Consider the following 18918-nt stretch of genomic DNA (forward strand, 5'->3'; position numbering starts at 1 on the left):
CAAGATTAAATTATTCCTCGGGTTATTAAACAAGTAATCTATATCATTTTAATAACATAAAAACATATGCGTAAAAATCACGCTCCGTTTAACTGGCAATAGTTTTTGAACCCTTGTATAAAAGTTTAAACGAATCTAGCAAGTCTTTATTTAATGTTAATACTCATCCAGTATTGAGGTTTTTTATCTTTTCTTGCCTGTGATCTAGGTTGTAATACTCTAATTTCATACTCACCTGAAGCAGGTAAAATATAAATACCATTATCATCAAGCTCTGGAGAATATTCTCCAAGATTGATGGAGTCTTTTAATTGATTACCCCATAAGTAAGTTTCAACATTTCCTCCAGTCAACCTCACTTTTAACTTTTGCCCTTTTTTAGCATAAAATTTGTAGGAATCATACTTGTATCCATCTATCCTTCCGTAATAATTTGCAGAGTAAGCTTTTTTTGCAAACTTAACTACAACAGTCTTTCGTATATCATTGTTATCATTTGCAAGTACGGCAGGGCTAAGCATAGTTAAAGTTAGTGCCATAAAAGCACCAGCTAGTAATTTCGTATTCGCTATTTTCATAAGGTTACCTTAATTCTTGTATCGCCCCTGACATAGTAACATAAGTAATAAGTAACCATGAATCATGGAACAGAAATGTGAATAGTCACCAAAATTCTATACACACATGGCTTGGTTGCATAAATCTACCTCTTAAGGCTTATTCAGCAATATAATTCTCAGATGAATAAGCCTACACCTAAAATTTACCGTACAACAAATTGGTCATCTAATGTGGTTCCGTTAATTAGACCACTCAATTCAGTTTTATAAGTGATAAATCCGCTCTAAATATTTAAATTATGCTGCCATTACTTTTAGTAAATGTTGATCATAAAATTCATTCGGTGTTGCCTTATTCAAACTTGAATGAGGATGTATCATGTTATAAAAATCCAAATATTCAGCAATTGATTGTTTCGCTTGTTTAACCGTATCGTAAGCCTTCAAATAGACTTCCTCATGCTTCACGCTGCGCCATAAACGCTCAATCATCACATTATCCATTCATCGTCCTTGGTCTGTATTAAAGACTTCAGGACAACCATATTTCACAATTGCTTCTTGCAACGCATCTATGCAAAAGTCTGTTTCCATACTGATCGATACACGATGAGCCAGTACTTTACGACTATGCCAATCTATAATTGCACACAGATAGACAAAGCCTTTAGCCATAAGAATGTACGTGATATCTGTATACCAGACTTGATTAGAGTGATCTATGACCATGTTTTTCAAAAGATATGGGAAAATACGGTATGCAAGATTAGGCTTACTGGTATTGGGTTTTGGATACAAGGAATGTATTCCCATCAAGCGCATTAAATGTCGGACTTTACGCAGACCTATTTGATGTCCTTGACGCTGTAGCATATCTAGTATCATTCGACTGCCCATAAATGGGTAGTCGAGATGAATTTCATCGATCAGACGCATCAAACTCTAATCAGTTGATGAAATCTCTTTGGGCTTGTAATACAACGTACTGCGATTGATTTGAATCAATTGCGATTGTTGTCGTACCGAAAGTTGATGGGTCTTATCGATCATTTTTTGCCGCTCAGCTGCCCTATTTTTCTGAGCGCACCTTCTAAAAAATCAATTTGCAATGCCTGATGTCCTATCTTGGCATGTAAAGCTTTGAGGTCAATCTCTGGTTCTTGTTGTGCTGTTGGTCGTGAAAAAATATTGACTGATTGCTCAAGCAGTTGATTTTGCCAATCAATTATTTGGTTTTGATGTAAATCGAATTGAGTAGAAAGTTCAGCGAGTGTGTGGTCGCCTTTAATTGCTGCGAGAGCAACTTTAACTTTAAACTCTGCTGAATGATTACGACTTTTTCTTCGTGTCATGGTTGACTCCAAAAACAAGCATTTCCCATGCTCATTGGGGAGTAGATTATCACTTATAGGCGTGGTCTAAAATCCTAGACCCACATCACAACAAAGCTTATTTCTTTCCCTAGCTCAACCATGCCAAGTATAAACTTTAATAAAAAAGATTACTTTTCACTTATGAAAGAGACCTAATCGATATTCTATAAAAATGTTATAGTCATAAGGAAAGACTAATGTTTCTTGTTAAGGGAGCAGTCATAAATGGAAAATATACAAACTTTTATAATAATGAAGCCAAGAATAGACCAAGGATTGAATAGAGGTTAAGCGAGGGTAGGAGCAAATGAGAGAGAGTTATGATACGTATCATATTTTTAGTCTTATAGGGCAGCACGCTGAATTAGAACCCATTCTAAATGCAATTTCTGGGTGGCTTGAATCCCATATTCCAGATGCCTTAGTTACGATCATGCTTTATTCTGAACATGACCAAACTTTAAAGCTTATCAGTGGTAAACAACATTTCTCAAATCAATACTGTAAAGCCGTCAATAATTTAAAAATTGGTCCTCAGCGCGGTGCTTGTGGAACAGCTGCATTTTTACGTAAGTTGGTCATTAGTCAGGATCTGATGGAAGATCCGAATTGGGCAGCTTATCGTGCATTAGTAAAGGCAGAGCAGCTTTCAAGTTGCTGGTCTATGCCTATTATTAATGCAAGAAATATTTTATATGGAACTTTTGGGACTTATTACCGAACTCCCAAAAAACCGACGAAACATAATATTCGTCTTTTAGAACAGGCCGCCTCTTTAGTTGCATTAGCGATTGAGCTTGATGATGAACGCCAACAAAAAATAGCCATAAATGAAAAATATAGTTCTTTTTACAATTATCATCCAGATGTAATTCTTGAACTTGATCTGCAAGGATACGTTCTTAATACCAATATTGCTTGTCGTGAAATTACGGGTTTTTCACAAGAGCAAATACAGGGGAAACACTATTGGACATTAATACCAGATGAATATCATGAATTAGTTGATGCTGCATTTAAATCTGCTCTACTGGGGAAATCTCAACATTATGAAATTCCCGTTTACAATGTGATAGAGAAAATTATATGGCTTGATATTATCAATTTACCAATAATTCAAAATCAAAAGGTTACAGGTGTATTTACGATAGCACGTGACATTAGTGTAAATCGGAAAAATAAGGAGAGCTTACGTCTTTTAAAGCGTGGAGTTGATGCAAGTCCGAGTGGGATGTTTATCACGGATGCCTCTGAAAACATGGTGATCAGCTTTGTTAATCCTGCTTTTCTTAAACAAGTTGGTTATACAGAAGAGGAAGTCATAGGTCGTAATTATAATTTTTTACAGGGCCGAGATACTAATCTAGAGCAGCTTGCTTTGTTTAAGCAAGCGGTAAAGGAGCAGAAAGATGTTCAGATAACGTTAAAAAATTATTGTAGGGATGGGAGCTGGTTCTGGAATAGATTAATGTTGGGGCCAATTTTGGATCAAGATGGCAAATGTACTCATTTTCTTGGAATTCAGGAAGACATTACTCAGCAACGTATCCATGAAGAATATATTGAATATCAAAATACTCACGATCAATTAACAGGCTTACTGAATCAAATAAATTTTGAAAAAGTCCTAGAGCAAACTTTCGAAAAACAAAAGCTTCTAACTTTACTTTATATTGATCTTGATGACTTTAGTTCGATGAATGATAGTTTAGGTTACTACGTTGGTAATAAAGTTATTAAAAATATAGCGAGCCGACTAAAAGATTTTTTAAAACCTGATGAGGTTTTGAGTAGGTATGCCGAAGATGAATTTGTATTATTGATCAAAGGCCAACATGATCATAAAAAAATAACCACAAGAGCTGCAAACATTCTTGATTTGATTTCAGAGCCGTTTCAAGTCGATGACCATACACTCCATCTAAGCGCAAGTATAGGTATCGTCATAAATAACAGTTTTATACAATGTGCTTCAGAGCTTTTATATCGGTCTACTTTGGCTATGAGAGAAGCAAAGAGACAAGGCCGTAATACTTGGCATTGTTATGAAGAAAGCAATAAAATTTCACCCAATTTAGATTATGCTCATCTGCGTTTAGAACTTATGGAAGCAGTAAAAAAGAAGCAGTTTACACTATTCTATCAACCGTTAATCAAACCATTAACAGGCGTGGTTCAGGGAGTAGAAGCGCTGATTCGTTGGTATCATCCCGAACGGGGTTATATTTTTCCAGATTTTTTTATTCCTTTAGCTGAAAGAACAGGACAAATTGTAAATATTGGACAGTGGGTTTTAGAAACAGCATGTTTAGATATCGCTAAATGGAATAAGGCGCATGATAGTCAGCTCACAGTTTCAGTTAATATTTCTCCTTTGCAGTTTGGACGTGCTGGATTTCTTGAGGAACTCCAAAAAGCGCTAAAAATAAGTCAATTACCAGCTGAGCTGCTTAAAATTGAAATTACCGAAGGCGTTATTATTAGTGGTGCGGACAGGGCAATTGAAATTCTAAAATCAATTCGTGCTTTAGGAGTGCATGTGGTCATTGATGACTTCGGCACTGGTTATTCGAGCCTTAGCTATCTACGACTACTACCGATTACTCAAATCAAACTGGATCGAAGTTTTATTGTGAATCTGACAATTAGTGTTCAAGATGCTGCAATTGTTCGGTCGATAATTTTTCTAGCCCATCAGCTGAATTTAGAGGTCGTAGCGGAAGGTGTTGAAACACTAGAACAAGCTAGTCTGCTCTATCAACAAGATTGTGATTTATTTCAAGGCTATTTTTATGCACGGCCTGCCCCAATAAGTGACTTGAATTCGAAATTTTTGCCGTTGGAAAGTTTAAGTTAACGTAATTAATCTTTGTAAATTGTAATAAAAATCTAATTGTAACTTTAATTCTATGTTAAAAGTGTAATAGAACTAATAAATTGTGGCTAATTAATTAAAAATGGAAATATTTAAAATTAATTTAAATTTAAGAAAATTAATACTTTTTTTAGCGATTTTTTCGGTATTAAGTCTTTTTATTATTAGCTCAGTAATTAGCTATTATATAGTAAGAAATCAGCTTATAAATAATTCATTAGCACTTAATTCCGAACACGCAAACAAGATTGCAATAATTATAGATAATCACTTTAAGAATATACTGATCGAACTTGGATACAGCGCAAAGATTTTAGGGAAAAAATTTGATGATAATGAGATCCGAGAAACAGAAGTACAGAGATTAAAAATGCAATCTGATTACTACAATAGCGTGGTTGTCAGTGATTCAGAGGGTAGATTGATTAATTATTCACCAAATATATTGAATATTGATAAAAATAAAGTACAAACTACGTTAGGAATTAGTAATTCAATAAAGGAAAAAAAACCATATATATCATCGCCATATCTTTCTGTTAAAAAGAATATGATTGTTTTTATTTCATATCCGATATTCGATGAAAAAAAGCGCTACAGAGGGTTTGTTGGATCTGCGATATATTTAAAAGAAAAAAATGTAATTAATCAACTTTTATCAACGAATGAAACATATCGAAAAAGTTACATGTATGTAATTGATAAAAATGATAAAATTATATTTCATCCTGATCATGAAAGAATCGGTGAGATAATCAAAAATAACACTGGTTTAGATTATATAAAAAAACAAAATTCAGGGAAAATTCGTCTTATCAACAGTAGAGGTGTTGATAATCTTGCTGGATTCTCACATGTAAAAACGACGAATTGGATAATTGTCTCCCAGCAACCCACAAAGCAATTATTAAAACAAGCGAATTCGATTATTTATAAAGTATCAGCGGGAATCTTTATATTTTATTTACTAATTTTTTATGTTGTTTGGAAGTGTTCTTTTTTTATAGCATCTCCTCTGCATAAGCTTGCAAATATGGCAAGCTCTTTATATCAGCCTGAAGCAAGTAGGGAAATTAAAAATATTAACCCATGGTATTATGAAATCGTTAAATTTAAACGTGCTCTTTTATTGAGTGTTCATCACTTTTCAAAAAAAATGACTGAGATGGATTATTTCATTAATACGGATCCTCTTACTGGTTTGATGAATCGTAGAGGGATGCATTTGTCTATAGATCAGAAAATAGCTTTGAAAATCCCCTTTTCAATATTATTAATAGATATAGATTTCTTCAAGAGAGTAAATGATACATATGGACATGCTGAAGGTGATTTAGTACTGAAAAATATTGCAGAAATGATGCAAAAGAACTTTCGGAAAGATGATGTTTGTTGTCGCTATGGTGGTGAAGAATTTATTGTTATTGTACCTGATGTTAGCCAGCAAGACGTTTATGAAAGTGCTGAAAGATTTAGAAGAGAAGTGGAAGCGCAATCGATAGAAAAGGTTGGATCGATTACAGTCTCTATAGGTATCGCTTCTTGGCCTGAAGCTTCTGAAGATATTTCAGAAGTATTTATTCTGGCTGATAAGAATCTTTATGAGGCTAAAAACAGTGGACGAAACTGTGTAAGATTATAATTTATATGATTTTATTGAGAAAGTATTTCACCGTTAAATCTACTCTAAGTTGGTCAGATTTAGTAGTAACTTGGGTATGAGGTCTACTAATAATTGGATGAATTTTATACTGCATTTTTTACAAGATAAAAAAAAGCCTATAATCCGCCTATATTTTAATTTAGTGCGTCGTATTTCATATTACACGGGGGCATGGAAAAGATTATTGTTTCGGCAGTTTTAGGTTTTTTTTGGTATCCGCCATGGATCAAGTTGAAGCAAAATGACACAAAGAGCATTATGAGCAAAACATAAACGGCGCATCAATGATTCATCTAAAGGATATGCCACAACACTTGGTTGATGGAGGGCTTATTTCATTCGTGACCAGCGCCGTAAGATTCACAACATCGAAACCAATTTAAATGGTGATTAATCATGTCATGTAAATCATGTGAAGAACGTCGACAGAAACTAAAGGCAATGTATGAGCAGTCGATAGAATCCATCACAAAAGTAATTACTTACCTTACCAACAAAGGTGGTAAAACAGAACAATCACCTGCAAGTGCAGACGAACCTGAACAACGAATTATTGTTAACACTCGAAGAGCAGGAAGAGCCAAACAGCCATGAGTATATGAATCAGTAACCATGCCAAAGCTACAACGATTGCAGAGCAGACTTGATGCCATATACTAGACTTGCCAGCATTCCCGCCTTATTACCACACAACTAGAACTAGAGCATATTGTTAATGTTGCTTAGAGTGTTACCGATGATGAATCTAACCTGCAATCGTTGTGTCCGCCGTGCCACAAAGATAAAACCTTAAAGGAGAGTTGGCAGTGAGTCATGAAGAACTACTAGAGCAAATTGAATCAGCGGCTAACTTTGTGCGAGGTATACAGTTTGATCAACGCTTGCTAAACGATGCTCGAGAAGCTTTACGAGAACGTGTGATGGAACTAGATGATTTTGTGGATAATTATTCCAATGAAAATGCATCAAAATGGTGCATAAAAACCAGCAGGCAGGGGGGCGGTCAAAAGTTCAAAACCTTTTGCCCTCGGACTCCCCCACTGACGTATAAAAAATTTTCCATTTCGCAAATATGTTAAAGGAGTGCATATGGCTTTAACAGCAAAAAAAGAAGGCATTTGCCCAAGCTAGAGCTGATGGCTCTTTTAGATTTGTCCCACCGAGCAACTTTCCAAAAAAAATTATTTAACTCCGGTAGTAGAAGCAGGTGTGGTTGAACGCATTCTTTCTGATAAGCCTTAGAGTCCTAAGCAAAAATACAAAGTAAAAATTGAGTTATAATGGGGTTAAGGTGATTATTTGTACTATAAGAAAATAATTAAAATGATATAAAATTGTAATTATTTTCAAATATAGAGTTCTGCTATAATGCCCTACTCCATTTCAAATCCGTGCATTGGGATGTGAACAAGATTTATAAGTGATTCAATACACTAAATCTGATGTGGGTCAAAATTGGGTCAATGAATTTTTTTATTCAATGAAATGTCTTAAGAATTAATGTTTTGGGTTTTGAGTTCAATTGACGCCACCTCAATTGGTGGAACGCCATTTTGGCGAATTAACATTTGCAATGCTGAAACAATATCTACAAAAAAATCATTCAACTTAATGGGGGAGTAACTCAATAAACCCATATCTTAAACTCTTCGCTACGACGGTATTGTTATTTCTTTAACGATCATTACAAAATTAAAAATTATTATTTCTTTTTTACTGGTGATGTAGTTATAAGTTGACTAAAAGGCTATTCACTACATCTTCTAGGAGAGTTTTATTTGAAATGTTTTTGTTTAGGGTGCGTAAATCGTAGTAACCAGCTAAAAAACTTTGAGCCATTTCAAGGGCTGAAGCTTTGATATTGAATTCCCTATGTACTTGTCCCTCGATGAATAGTGCGATGAAAGATTTCTCTAAACGTTGTCGATATTATTTATTCAGACTTGCGATGACCGGCTATTTATCTCCTATTTCTAAATCGCAGAATAAGACTATTGCTTCGTGCTTTTCTGATTGTGAAAGATCCTCGACAATCTCCCAAAGCAAGAGGTGTCATAATCGAGCGATACTGAGAAATAGTTTTTTAATTTAATAGTTTTAATTCGATAGCAAATTTTTCTCTTACGAAATAATCGGGCTAAAAGCCCGATTTATATATTTCTCAAAGAAAGTATATTGGAACTTGAAATAATAATTTTTCGTAGCTTAAAATTTAAAAGAGTATGTCGTAAAAAATCTATTCTCTGTGTAATCACCTTGAATATCATTTTTATAATTCAAATTCAGCCACTGAAAACCTAACCCTTTTAATTTACCCTCAGTAATTCTATAGTTCGCAATAAAATCAAACTCACTTTCGTCATATCCTTTTTGGCCATTAATTGCATAGTTTTGTCCATCAACATAGCGTGCCAATAGGTTTAAACCTGGAACTAACCAACTGGCATCATGATTAAAAGTGAAATGATAGGAAAGTTCATTTGCTTTATTAAAAGTTCCCTGAGTCCAATTGACATAACTTAAAACTGGAACAGCACCATCTAACATCGGGAAATTACTCTTCCCTTGAATTTTTTGGAGACCTAAACCAATAGTATTTGGCCCATAACCAAATTCTTGCATCAAGCCAAAGTACTGGTTATCAATATAACCAAGTAGTTCATCACCTGTTTCTTCTGTATAATAATACCTAAATTTAGTATTCAACCGAAATTGGTCAATACTATTTTTATAGTCTAGACCGATAGAATATTGATTATATAAATCTTCTAATTCACTCACAAAGATTTGAGTCTGTAATTTACGATCAAAAGCTTTATGCTTTAAATCAATATAAGTTAAGCCATCAGATTCTTTTTTATTGACAGAAAGTTTTCTAAACTCTTCTTCATTTCGTGGCGAGTATTTATCTAAATAGCCCACATCCAGTTTTACCTGCTCATTCAACTGGCCTGAATATAATAAACCTTGATAAATTGTAATCAATTGTCGACTGTAATCTGTTGTTGCGAGAGGCGTGTCTACCCATTGTTCCCCCAACTTAACTGATGCTGCTTATACTTCGCTCCAATCGAACCTGCAATTTTATTGTAATTTGAAGCCTGCTCCTTTGTAACAGGATCAAACGGTAAAATCATATCATTGAGATGCTTATCATCACTTAAACGTTGCGCGTATTGAACGGAACCTGTAAACGTTAAAGCAAAATCTTGTGTTAGTTCATGCTCCCCCTTGGCACGGGCGATAATGCCTTGACTCCAACTCCCGACTGAGGGTTTGGTAGCGTCATCAAAATCCCGATCTGCGTATAAGTTTTTTAACGTGACATCAATGCTCATCTCTTTTGCATAGGCGCAGTTCACCACTGCTGCCATTGCTATAAGCAATGGCACAGCCATTATGTTTCTCTTCATGTTTTAATCCATTAAATTATTGAATATTTTTAATTGTCCTAAAACCGACATGGCTAATGCCTAAATCGATTTCTTGTGAGTGTCTAGCAGCGGCTCGGTAACGCATACAGTAATTTGATGCGCACAGGAAAGAGCCACCTTTGATGGTATAAAAGTTAAAAGCGGGATTATCTTGATGATGCTCAAGTTGATTCATTCCCATGTGATCATCATGCGTTCCAGTAAATGGACTTTTGGTGTATTCCCAGACATTGCCAATCATATCGTAGAGACCAAAGCCGTTTGCTGCAAAACATCCCACAGGTGCAACATCTCGGTAACCATCTTTATTCTCATTGTGGTAAGGAAATTCCCCTTGCCAAACATTGGCATCCACATGTTTTAAATCTGCGCTTACATCTCGCTCATGGCTAAAGCCTTTTGCGGCATATTCCCATTGTTCTTCTGTCGCAAGATCTCGATCTAGCCAGTCTGCATATGCCATTGCATCTTTTAAAGTGATCATTCGTACAGGTTGATTGGGCTCAATTTTACGATGGCTATTCGGCCCCCAAGGTTGTTTCCAATTCGCTCCTTTCATCAATGACCACCAAGCTAACTCCTTGACTGGTTTTTGGGGTTCAGTAAATACTGCTGCTTCTCCCTGTTTTTCTGCTTCAGTTACATAGGCAGTGGCATCAACAAAGCTTTGAAATTGAGCATTAGTCACTTCAGTTGCATCTATCCAAAAATCTGTAACTGTTCTTTCACTTTTGTAAAGTGCTTTCTCTTCTCGGTAGCTTTGATTGTTCCCAATATTGAAGGTTCCACCCTGAATTTTGACCATGCCCGCTTCAGGTTTCTTTTGCCAGTTTTGTGGTAAACCTGAATACTGTTTACATTTATTCCTATCCCCTAAGTTCAGTTCAGTTTTTTGCTGCTTAATTTCTGGCGTGGAGGGGAGACCACATGCACTTAAACCGATTAAACCGAATAAGATAGTAGCGTGAATAAACTTCATATTTTAATTCCTACTTCCTTGAGAGAAGTATTTCCACATTATTTGCTTTGGTTTATCTAAAAGACTATCTTTTTAATAAGCAAAATTTTTCCTAACATGTTAATACTTCTAAGAATTAAACTATTATTACTTGCCTAGATTTTTCAAAAAAACTGGCTGAATACATTGATCATAAAAACAATTCATTTGACCGTATTTGTAGCGAACTGGAGCCTCCACAACCCCTACACGTTGAGCATACTCAGCCCAATCTTGAGCAAGTTCTTGGGTCTTACTTGGATTTTTAGATGCTAAATTAATGCGATAAGACGGATCTAATTTTCGATTGTAGAGTTCCCATTCTCCTGTACCATAAGGAGGGACTTGAAATTGAACAGCCAATCACCTTTGTATAAGGCGCGACGGGTATTAAATTCCCAACCTAAAGTACGTTCTGGTAAAGCTTTACCTTTAAATAGGGGAAGAAAAGAACGTCCTTCCATTTTTAATAAAGGTTGTCCATTGCGTGTATCTGGTCGTGTAGCACCTGTAAGTTCTAAAATAGTGGGAACAAAGTCGATGACGTGAATGGTTTCGGAATTAATTTGACCTGCCTTTATTTGAGTTGGATAACGAATAATTGCAGGCACGTGAATTCCGCCATTTGACAAAATACTTTTGAAATAAGGCAATGGCGTAGAGGCAACTTGTGCCCATTGTGGACCTAAAGTCACATATGACCCTTTTTTCCCCATGTTCTGAGGACTATTGTCAAATGTCGCATCGACCCATTCACGAATACCATTTTTATCTTCAGTTGTGCCTAATGATTCTGGTGTAGCAGACTCCGCACCATTGTCAGACATAAATAAAATTAGCGTATTATCTAGTTCACCAGTCTGTTTTAAATAGTTAACCACACGACCGATATTGTGATCCATGTTGTCAATCATGGCTGCATAGATTTGCATGGTTTTGGTTTGATCTTTTTTCTGCGCCTCGGTTAACTTATCCCAAGCAGGGAAGACATCCATGAGCGGATTATTAACTTTTGTTCCCTTTGGCATAATGCCTAATTTGATCATACGCTCTAAGCGGGCTTGACGAACTTTTTCATAACCTTCTTTATAATATCCGTCATATTTCTTTAAGTATTGATCTGGAGCTTGCAAAGGCCAGTGTGGCGCGGTGAACGCCAAATATCCAAAGAATGGCTGATCTTTTTTACGGTCATTTTCTAAGTAAGCAAGCATTTTACTGGTAAAGAAATCACTCGAATAAAAGTCTTTAGGCAAGGTTACATCTTTACCATCTTCTAAATATCGAGCTTTATAATTTCCTGGGAACATTTGGCTTGCATCCATATGTGCAGCGCCACCAGGCATGAGCGTAAATGAGCGATCAAAACCACGTGCTTTTGCGTTGCTCTCTTCTGTTGCACCCAAATGCCACTTACCTGTGACAAAAGAAGCATAGCCTTGAGGCTTTAATATCTCAGCTAAGGTTATCACTCGATTATTTAAACGGCCTTCATACCCCGGTTTGCCTTTCTGTTCGGGCTGTAAAAACTCAGCCATGCTGCCCAGACCAGCTTGATGGCTATCATTTCCTGTCAATAACATAGAGCGTGTGACTGAGCAGGTTGGACCTGCATGAAAGTTACTGAGTACGGCACCTTCTTTGGCTAATTTTTTTAGATTTGGTGTAGAAATTTCGCCACCAAATGGTTGTATGTCCGAAAATCCCAAGTCATCAGCCACAATGACCAAGACATTTGGCTGTTTAGCAGGAGCAGCCCGAGTGGATAAATTGCAGAGTAGCGTGGGTAAAAATAACGCTACTAGAGCGAGCTTTTGAGTAACCATAACGAATCCTTGATAGTGGTTAGTGTTATTATTCAGTGATCTAGCTGATTATGCTGAGGTGGACCTTGATTAGACGCTTGCGCGACGACGATCGATCTCTGTCGGTGGTGCTTGATTGAGTTCTTTGACCAATTCAAAATTAAATATGATGTGTTTAAAGGGTTTATCTATATTGAATTTTGACATTTCTGCTGGATCAACAACATCGGTTGCCGTTGCAACTAATCCATCACGTGTTGCAAACGCAAAGTCATCCCAAAGGTATTGATCACCCTCAATGTTAAATTGGGTAGTGAGTTTGCGATAACCTGGAGCCGAGACAAAATAATGAACGTGAGAAGGGCGATTACCATGACGGCCCAAGAGGTTGAGAACAGCTTGCGTGGTGCCTGCAGGCGGACAGCCATAGCCTACGGGCATGGTGGTTAAAGCCGTATATTTACCATCTGCATCGGTAAAAATGGTACGGCGCAGGTTGAACTCGGATTGTGATTTATCAAAGAATGAATAATTGCCTAAACCATTAGCATGCCAAATTTCAACTTTCGCATTGGGAATAATATTGCCATTCGTATCCGTGACGAGACCTTCTATCACTAAGCTATCGACTTGGTCTGACTCAGAACCATCATCCATGCGGGTAAAGCCGACTGATTCAGGCGCTCCTGCAACATAAAGCGGTCCTTCGATGGTACGGGGTGTTCCACCAGTAATACCTGCTTTAGCATCAGCTTCGTCAGCACGAAGATCAAGATAATGCTCAAGACCTAAGCCAGCAGCCAAAAGACCAAGTTCGTTAGCTTGACCTGCGTCAGTGAAGTATTCTAAGCCTTTCCACAATTCAGTTTGAGAAATGTCTAAGTCTTCAATGGCTTGGAAAAGGTCACCTACTAAACGCACAACAATTTGCTGGATACGTGTATCGACAGGGTTAGTCGCTGTATCAACATTCATTTTTTTCACAAGCGTATCAATTTGTTGTCGGTTCATCATGATCATCCTTTGATTGATGAGAAATAGATTCGAATGATCTGGAACGGACATGTAACAAATCATTCGAAAAGTGAAGAACTCATAAAAGATGAGTTCGCATTTGTTGACTTAACATCAGATTGAAAAATTTAGCTATTTAAAACTGCGTAATGTTTATGCAGTTTTTAAGCCCTGCTTAAATATGTCTAAATAAAGCAGAACGTGCTTGATTAGAGGCACCATCCGCTGCACTTAAGAAACGCTCAGTATGAATATCTTTTTCAAAGAGACGGCTTTGCATCAGCGTTGAAATAGCAGCATCAATCATCGGTGGTGGACCACATAAATAGGCTTTATGGCCACTGCATTTATTTTCAAAATAATCTGCGACTGCTTCATGTACAAAACCTGTGAATCCTGTCCATTGATCTTCTGTTTTGGGCGCATTCAGTGCAGGAATATAGCGGAAGTTTGGATAGTCTTTGACTAAGGTCTCAAACACTTCACGGTTATAGAGTTCAGAAACATCACGCGCGCCTTGGAAAAGATAGATAGTACGTGTATCACCTTGTTCTAAAAGGTCCAAAATCATGGATTGGGGACTGGATAGACCAGAACCACCGGCAATAAAGATGGCATCTTTTTCATCGGATTTACGCACAAAGAACTGTCCATAAGGCCCAGAAACTTGGAGTTCATCACCCGCTTGCAAAGTTTCGTGTACATACGTGGTGGCTGTACCGCCTAGTACTTGGCGAATATGCAATTCAATAATGCCTTCTTCACTCGGCGGATTCGCAATTGAAAATGCACGTGTCCCTTCAATATTTGGCAATTGAAGATTGATGTATTGCCCAGCCTGAAATTCCATTGGACGGTCAATCTGCAAACGTACGCCTTTAATGGTGGGTGAAAGCTGTTTGATCTCTAAAACTTTGGCTTGATAGTCTTGGACTAAATAACCTAAGAAATCCTCGTCTTCATCAACATCGGCTTCAATCACCATGTCAGATTCTGGCTTACAGCAGCAAGCAAGGACTTTATTTTCTTCACGTTCTATATCCATCAACGCAAAAGGAGACGCTTCACCGACATCATAAAAACCGTCAGTGACCTGAACTTTACAGGTGCCACAGGTACCATGACCACAGGCAAAGGGTAGCCAAACCCCTTGACGTAAAGCGGCATCTAAAATGGTTTGATCTTCTTCCACCTCAATGGTCATGCCGACAGGTTCAATCGTGACTTGATAACTCATGATCGTTCTCCCTTAGACATGTGTGCCATTGTAGCCATCTAAACTGGGTGTCACAAAACGCAGTAGCGATTTATGATCAAAGTTTAAATCAGCCAAACTTTTAGAAAAATCGATATCTGTTAAGCATTCACGATTCAGGGTGAACTGTACTTTTGACCAATCGATATGTTCAAAGTCTGGGTGTTGATTGAAACCTGCTTGAATTTGCTGATCAATCAGGTCTTGTAAACTTTGCTGTGGTGAAACGACAAAAGCATGTGCGGCACAAAACAGCGTGTGATGATCCCATCCCACATAAAGCAACATGTTGTCGCCATAATTTTTTTGTGCATCACGTGCATCAAATTCATAGTTTTTTTGAATCGCTTGTACTGGCATGAGAAAACTCCTAAATTCCTTGTGTGAAGCCATCTTGAAATTTTGATCCATGAGATGACTTCTAATCCTTTTTACTTATGCAACGTGACCTTTCCATTTTCTCCAGCGTTCTTGGTCTGGAGAGCCTTCAATATCCATATTGTCTGCGCCGACATTGAAGTTGTAATAGTCACGTAAAATGCTTTCTAAATCAGGACCACCACAGTTGCCTTGTAAAATTTGGTTCACTGGCAACCACGCTTGAATATATTTTTCAGGTTCACGTTCAAAAATGTCATGACAGCCGTCTGAGCAGGTATGGTAACGCTCGCCTTTATAAATACTGTCACGGTAACTGAACATGGTTGCGTCGCCATCCATTTCAGTAAAGGTCATTGGAATTTGACAGATTTGGCACAGTTGCGGTAAGCCATTGCTATAGAAGCGTTTACCTTCAGCTTCTAACTTACGCGCCAATTCCCATTTCGGACGGTAATATTTATCGAAGGTGTCAGGATATTTCTCAGATAACCAATCCATTTCTTCATCGGTTGGAATCCATGTATGGAAACCAGCAGCATGACCGAAGTTATAGAAAATCCACCATGCTTGATGTGAAATATGCTCTTTTTCTTTCACAATCACGTCGGAATATTTCGGCATACGAATACCGTAACGGCTGAGGTCTTTAAACAATGCGCCGCCCGCTTCTTCGAAATAGGTTTCCCATGCTTCTTTCCAAGACATCACTTTGTTTGGCAGCATGTAATCCATCATCATGCCGACAATAGACAGCAGACGAGTACCACGCCAGAACCATTTATCAATCCATTCCTGAACAATCGGCACGTTATCTTCATGTTGTTCCAATAGGAATTTGACAATTTCCAAACCTAAGGTCATGTGACGTGCTTCATCCGACTGCGCACTAAAACCGAAGGTCACGGTCGCCATATCGCCGTTATATGCTGCACCTGACATGAATGGCACAAACAATAAATTGGTCAGAACATATTCAAAAGAGAAGCTAATCGCCAATAAGAATTCGAATGGGCCTGCTGAACGCGCATCTTCAAAGAATGATTTTGGTACGGAGAGATACCAAACACGGTCATGCATGTGCGCCCAGTCCTGGAAGCCATCAAAGAACTTGTTGTAATGGCTCATGGCATGAATTTGCGTTTGGACATGACGCAGTTCATCAATCGATTGCATTTGCGATGCGATACGTGCACCGATCCCGCCAAATTGGCGACCCACATGTGCATAACCTTGATACGCCTGATATTCCAGTGGTGTAACGGCGGTTAAAAACAGTTTAATGGCATTGAGGTAGCGTTCATTACTGACATTCATCTGACCATTGTTTTGAGAAAATGCATCAAAAATGGCATACAGTTTTTTCTCTTTTTCTGACTGATATTTCCAGTATGAATCCATGGTTAAGCGGAATGGGTCTTCCCATTTTGACCAATCGGTAATTTTAATTCCTTCAAACTCTTCGTAAGGAAAAGCCTCTTTACGATCTGCATAGGAAAAATCCCAATCCAGATCACGGGTCAGCATACGGTAACGGTCTTTCGCATTGAGTTTTTTAGTTGCTGTTTTTGTCGCATTTTGTGCTTGGCTATTCATCTTGATCATCCTTTTCAATCTGTTAAAGCGATCGGCTTCTTATGTTTTCCGTGTAGGCTTAATTCCATTGCAACGTGAAGATGTCATCATCTTCATCCACATTGCCACCTAAGGTGATCATGTTGAGTTGCAGTTCTTGAATATCCCAATCTTGTCCTAGTTTTTCAGAGACAGTTTCAGCGCGAACCACTAATTTTCCGAGGTTTTCCACACGAATCATGGCAGGAAGGTATTGAATGGTAGCTTCTGGGTTATCTTGCTCAATCGCTTCAATGATATAGCGTGAGGTGTCGTTATCTTGTAATGCCAAATAAACTTTTGAGCTCATGTCTGCGTATCCTTATGCAACCGATTCTAATTCAAGGGTTAAACTTGCTTTTTTACTGCGTTCTGCAATGACCGCTAAGCCATTGGCTATAGATGGATGTCCAAGAGCAGTATTTGACCATGCACTAAAGGCTTCAGTCACTTGAGGTAAAAGTGTGTCTATCCAACCTTGAATTAAGGCTTTATTTTCTTCAGATTCAGCAATAGCTGTTTTTAAAACAGGGTCTGACCATTTGCCTAAATCGGTTAAACAGTCCTTCATAAATTCAGTCAGCATCGCCACATCACGTGCGCCGTGCTCAACTAACCATTGATCCAGTTCACCGTAAACCAGAGCTTGCATTAAGCTGTCGATGATTAGGTTTTGCAGGATATATAGCTTGAACCAATCTTGTTCCGTTAAGCTTTGTTCACATAGTTTGCGCAGTGGTTGCCAAGAGGCATCATTCATCCAGCTATCTTTGGCTTGTTGTAATGATTCACCGGTATTGCCATCAATGAGTAAGCCAATACGAGAGAGATATTGCGCCATGCCCAAACGATCCATTGCCGCAAAAATACAAGCTTGAGTAATGACAGTGCCATAGCCATAGGCACTGCCTGACATCATGTGTAGATTGGCGGTTTGTTCGATATAACGAAACGGTAATAAGCAAGTGATGATTTTCTGTTTCACTTCATCACTGAGATTTTCAATTAAATGGCGTTTTTCAAAGAATGAGTAATTGCTTTCAGCGGTCTCTTGTAAACGTGCACGATGCTGTACATAAGCACCATAATAAAATTGGCGCGGATCTTTAAATACATACCAATCTTGCATTTGTAACGCTGTATGGGTGTGATCATTTAACGTTTTGTCTGGTTTCCACAATGGGCGATAATGAAAATTGGTTGCACCTTGTACGTCAAAACTGACTTCTTGATAACGCGTCGCTGGCTTTTTACCAAAGCGACGTTCGATATAGGCATAGGTTTGACGAATAGGTTCGAGGTTGGATGTTTTAATTTCTAAAGTCATCACGATTTCCTTATGGGCTTAAGATTGATCTTCTTGATCTAAATATTCGTGGGCTTGGCTTAAAATGGTGGGTTCAACGCCATAACGCCATTTATCTTCTTGTGCGTCATTCCAAGCTTGCTGGGCTCCGGTCATTTCTACAACATGATTAATTTCGCAAAAATGTTGAAAGGCTTGCTGAGGGAGAATGAGTTCGACAAAAAGTGTTGGATCGTGGATTGCGAAGTCAAATTCAACAAACTTGGCATGACGGTCGCCTGTTACACGAATGTATTTGGTGAGCTGATCATGTTGTAGTGTTTGAGTCATTTGGAAAATCCTTTATCTCTACGCTGAAATCATTTCAGCTGTGACACAATATGTTGTTCCTTGTTAGACTTATATCAAAATGCGTGCCAACTTTAATTAATTTTTATTAATCAATTGTTTATTGTTTTTATCTCCTTTGTTTATATCATTTGAATGATAAATATTCATCGAATAATGAATATGAAAATTTCTGATTTCATCAAATCATGAAAACTGGAGATAAACTTGAAAATAGATTGATCCAGATAAGCCGGTTCTATAAATTAAAATTATTCGTATCTATATGATTTTATGAATTTAATTAAAAAATACCT

14 protein-coding genes and 4 pseudogenes are annotated in these 18918 nt (G+C 37.6%); 5 read left to right on the top strand and 13 right to left on the bottom strand.

What is annotated here, in order from left to right; all coding sequences use genetic code 11:
* Nucleotides 1–146 precede the first annotated feature (146 nt).
* Both J502_RS08120 and J502_RS16550 read right to left on the bottom strand, forming a co-directional pair.
* Nucleotides 147–578 carry a PPC domain-containing protein gene (locus J502_RS08120; RefSeq protein ID WP_005015390.1) on the bottom strand — a complete coding sequence of 144 codons (432 nt, stop codon included), beginning with the start codon at nt 576–578 and terminating at the stop codon, nt 147–149.
* 279 nt (nt 579–857) lie between these two features.
* Nucleotides 858–1912 (bottom strand): annotated as a pseudogene (locus J502_RS16550) (IS3 family transposase).
* Nucleotides 1913–2240: 328 nt separating this feature from the next.
* Between J502_RS16550 and J502_RS08135 the strand changes: the two are divergent.
* From J502_RS08135 to J502_RS17120, 5 genes and pseudogenes are all read left to right on the top strand, one after another.
* On the top strand, nt 2241–4790 hold the full coding sequence (locus J502_RS08135) for a bifunctional diguanylate cyclase/phosphodiesterase (protein ID WP_005015369.1): 2550 nt from the start codon (nt 2241–2243) through the stop codon (nt 4788–4790).
* A gap of 100 nt (nt 4791–4890) precedes the next feature.
* Nucleotides 4891–6450 carry a sensor domain-containing diguanylate cyclase gene (locus tag J502_RS08140; protein WP_005015367.1) on the top strand — a complete coding sequence of 520 codons (1560 nt, stop codon included), beginning with the start codon at nt 4891–4893 and terminating at the stop codon, nt 6448–6450.
* Between the two features lie 681 nt (nt 6451–7131).
* Nucleotides 7132–7281: pseudogene (locus J502_RS17285) on the top strand (HNH endonuclease); the annotation flags it as partial.
* Nucleotides 7278–7550: a hypothetical protein gene (locus J502_RS16940; RefSeq protein ID WP_005015366.1), complete on the top strand. Its 273-nt coding sequence runs from the start codon at nt 7278–7280 to the stop codon at nt 7548–7550. The pseudogene J502_RS17285 and the gene J502_RS16940, both read left to right, overlap by 4 nt.
* Nucleotides 7551–7601: 51 nt before the next feature.
* A pseudogene (locus J502_RS17120) lies at nt 7602–7713 on the top strand (Fic family protein); the annotation flags it as partial.
* Nucleotides 7714–8676: 963 nt separating this feature from the next.
* On the opposite strand, the gene J502_RS08155 reads toward J502_RS17120, so the two are convergent.
* From J502_RS08155 to J502_RS08205, 11 genes and pseudogenes are all read right to left on the bottom strand, one after another.
* Nucleotides 8677–9510 (bottom strand): OprD family outer membrane porin, encoded by an 834-nt coding sequence (locus J502_RS08155; RefSeq protein ID WP_005015362.1) that lies wholly within the window; start codon nt 9508–9510, stop codon nt 8677–8679.
* A complete protein-coding gene (locus tag J502_RS17125; protein ID WP_228127341.1) occupies nt 9492–9884 on the bottom strand; it encodes an OprD family porin in 393 nt (130 codons plus the stop codon). The genes J502_RS08155 and J502_RS17125 overlap by 19 nt, the downstream gene beginning before the upstream one ends.
* A gap of 16 nt (nt 9885–9900) precedes the next feature.
* Nucleotides 9901–10884, bottom strand: coding sequence for an SUMF1/EgtB/PvdO family nonheme iron enzyme (locus J502_RS08165; RefSeq protein WP_005015359.1), 984 nt, complete (start codon nt 10882–10884; stop codon nt 9901–9903).
* A gap of 126 nt (nt 10885–11010) precedes the next feature.
* Nucleotides 11011–12728: pseudogene (locus tag J502_RS08170) on the bottom strand (arylsulfatase).
* 69 nt (nt 12729–12797) lie between these two features.
* Nucleotides 12798–13718: a catechol 1,2-dioxygenase gene (gene catA / locus J502_RS08175; RefSeq protein WP_005404257.1), complete on the bottom strand. Its 921-nt coding sequence runs from the start codon at nt 13716–13718 to the stop codon at nt 12798–12800.
* A gap of 178 nt (nt 13719–13896) precedes the next feature.
* Nucleotides 13897–14958, bottom strand: a complete 1062-nt coding sequence (locus J502_RS08180) for an NADH:ubiquinone reductase (Na(+)-transporting) subunit F (protein ID WP_005015348.1) — start codon at nt 14956–14958, stop codon at nt 13897–13899.
* 12 nt (nt 14959–14970) lie between these two features.
* Nucleotides 14971–15336 carry a phenol hydroxylase subunit P4 gene (locus J502_RS08185; RefSeq protein WP_005015346.1) on the bottom strand — a complete coding sequence of 122 codons (366 nt, stop codon included), beginning with the start codon at nt 15334–15336 and terminating at the stop codon, nt 14971–14973.
* A gap of 75 nt (nt 15337–15411) precedes the next feature.
* Entirely contained in the window at nt 15412–16950 is a 1539-nt protein-coding gene (locus J502_RS08190) for an aromatic/alkene/methane monooxygenase hydroxylase/oxygenase subunit alpha (protein WP_005015344.1), read from the bottom strand.
* 58 nt (nt 16951–17008) lie between these two features.
* Nucleotides 17009–17278, bottom strand: coding sequence for an MmoB/DmpM family protein (locus J502_RS08195; RefSeq protein WP_005015343.1), 270 nt, complete (start codon nt 17276–17278; stop codon nt 17009–17011).
* A gap of 12 nt (nt 17279–17290) precedes the next feature.
* The gene (locus J502_RS08200; protein ID WP_005015341.1) at nt 17291–18295 is read right to left on the bottom strand and encodes an aromatic/alkene monooxygenase hydroxylase subunit beta; all 1005 of its coding nucleotides are present in this window, start codon (nt 18293–18295) and stop codon (nt 17291–17293) included.
* Nucleotides 18296–18313: 18 nt separating this feature from the next.
* Nucleotides 18314–18604, bottom strand: a complete 291-nt coding sequence (locus tag J502_RS08205) for a phenol hydroxylase subunit (RefSeq protein WP_005015339.1) — start codon at nt 18602–18604, stop codon at nt 18314–18316.
* Nucleotides 18605–18918 lie beyond the last annotated feature (314 nt).

Source organism: Acinetobacter sp. 1294596 (assembly GCF_000582925.1).
GTDB classification, from domain to species: domain Bacteria; phylum Pseudomonadota; class Gammaproteobacteria; order Pseudomonadales; family Moraxellaceae; genus Acinetobacter; species Acinetobacter radioresistens.

Coding starts and splice junctions, on each gene's coding strand:
- J502_RS08120 (WP_005015390.1), bottom strand. CDS start 578: ATGAAAATAGCGAATACGAAATTACTAGCTGGTGCTTTTATGGCACTA.
- J502_RS08135 (WP_005015369.1), top strand. CDS start 2,241: ATGAGAGAGAGTTATGATACGTATCATATTTTTAGTCTTATAGGGCAG.
- J502_RS08140 (WP_005015367.1), top strand. CDS start 4,891: ATGGAAATATTTAAAATTAATTTAAATTTAAGAAAATTAATACTTTTT.
- J502_RS17125 (WP_228127341.1), bottom strand. CDS start 9,884: ATGAAGAGAAACATAATGGCTGTGCCATTGCTTATAGCAATGGCAGCA.
- J502_RS08165 (WP_005015359.1), bottom strand. CDS start 10,884: ATGAAGTTTATTCACGCTACTATCTTATTCGGTTTAATCGGTTTAAGT.
- catA (WP_005404257.1), bottom strand. CDS start 13,718: ATGAACCGACAACAAATTGATACGCTTGTGAAAAAAATGAATGTTGAT.
- J502_RS08180 (WP_005015348.1), bottom strand. CDS start 14,958: ATGAGTTATCAAGTCACGATTGAACCTGTCGGCATGACCATTGAGGTG.
- J502_RS08185 (WP_005015346.1), bottom strand. CDS start 15,336: ATGCCAGTACAAGCGATTCAAAAAAACTATGAATTTGATGCACGTGAT.
- J502_RS08190 (WP_005015344.1), bottom strand. CDS start 16,950: ATGAATAGCCAAGCACAAAATGCGACAAAAACAGCAACTAAAAAACTC.
- J502_RS08195 (WP_005015343.1), bottom strand. CDS start 17,278: ATGAGCTCAAAAGTTTATTTGGCATTACAAGATAACGACACCTCACGC.
- J502_RS08200 (WP_005015341.1), bottom strand. CDS start 18,295: ATGACTTTAGAAATTAAAACATCCAACCTCGAACCTATTCGTCAAACC.
- J502_RS08205 (WP_005015339.1), bottom strand. CDS start 18,604: ATGACTCAAACACTACAACATGATCAGCTCACCAAATACATTCGTGTA.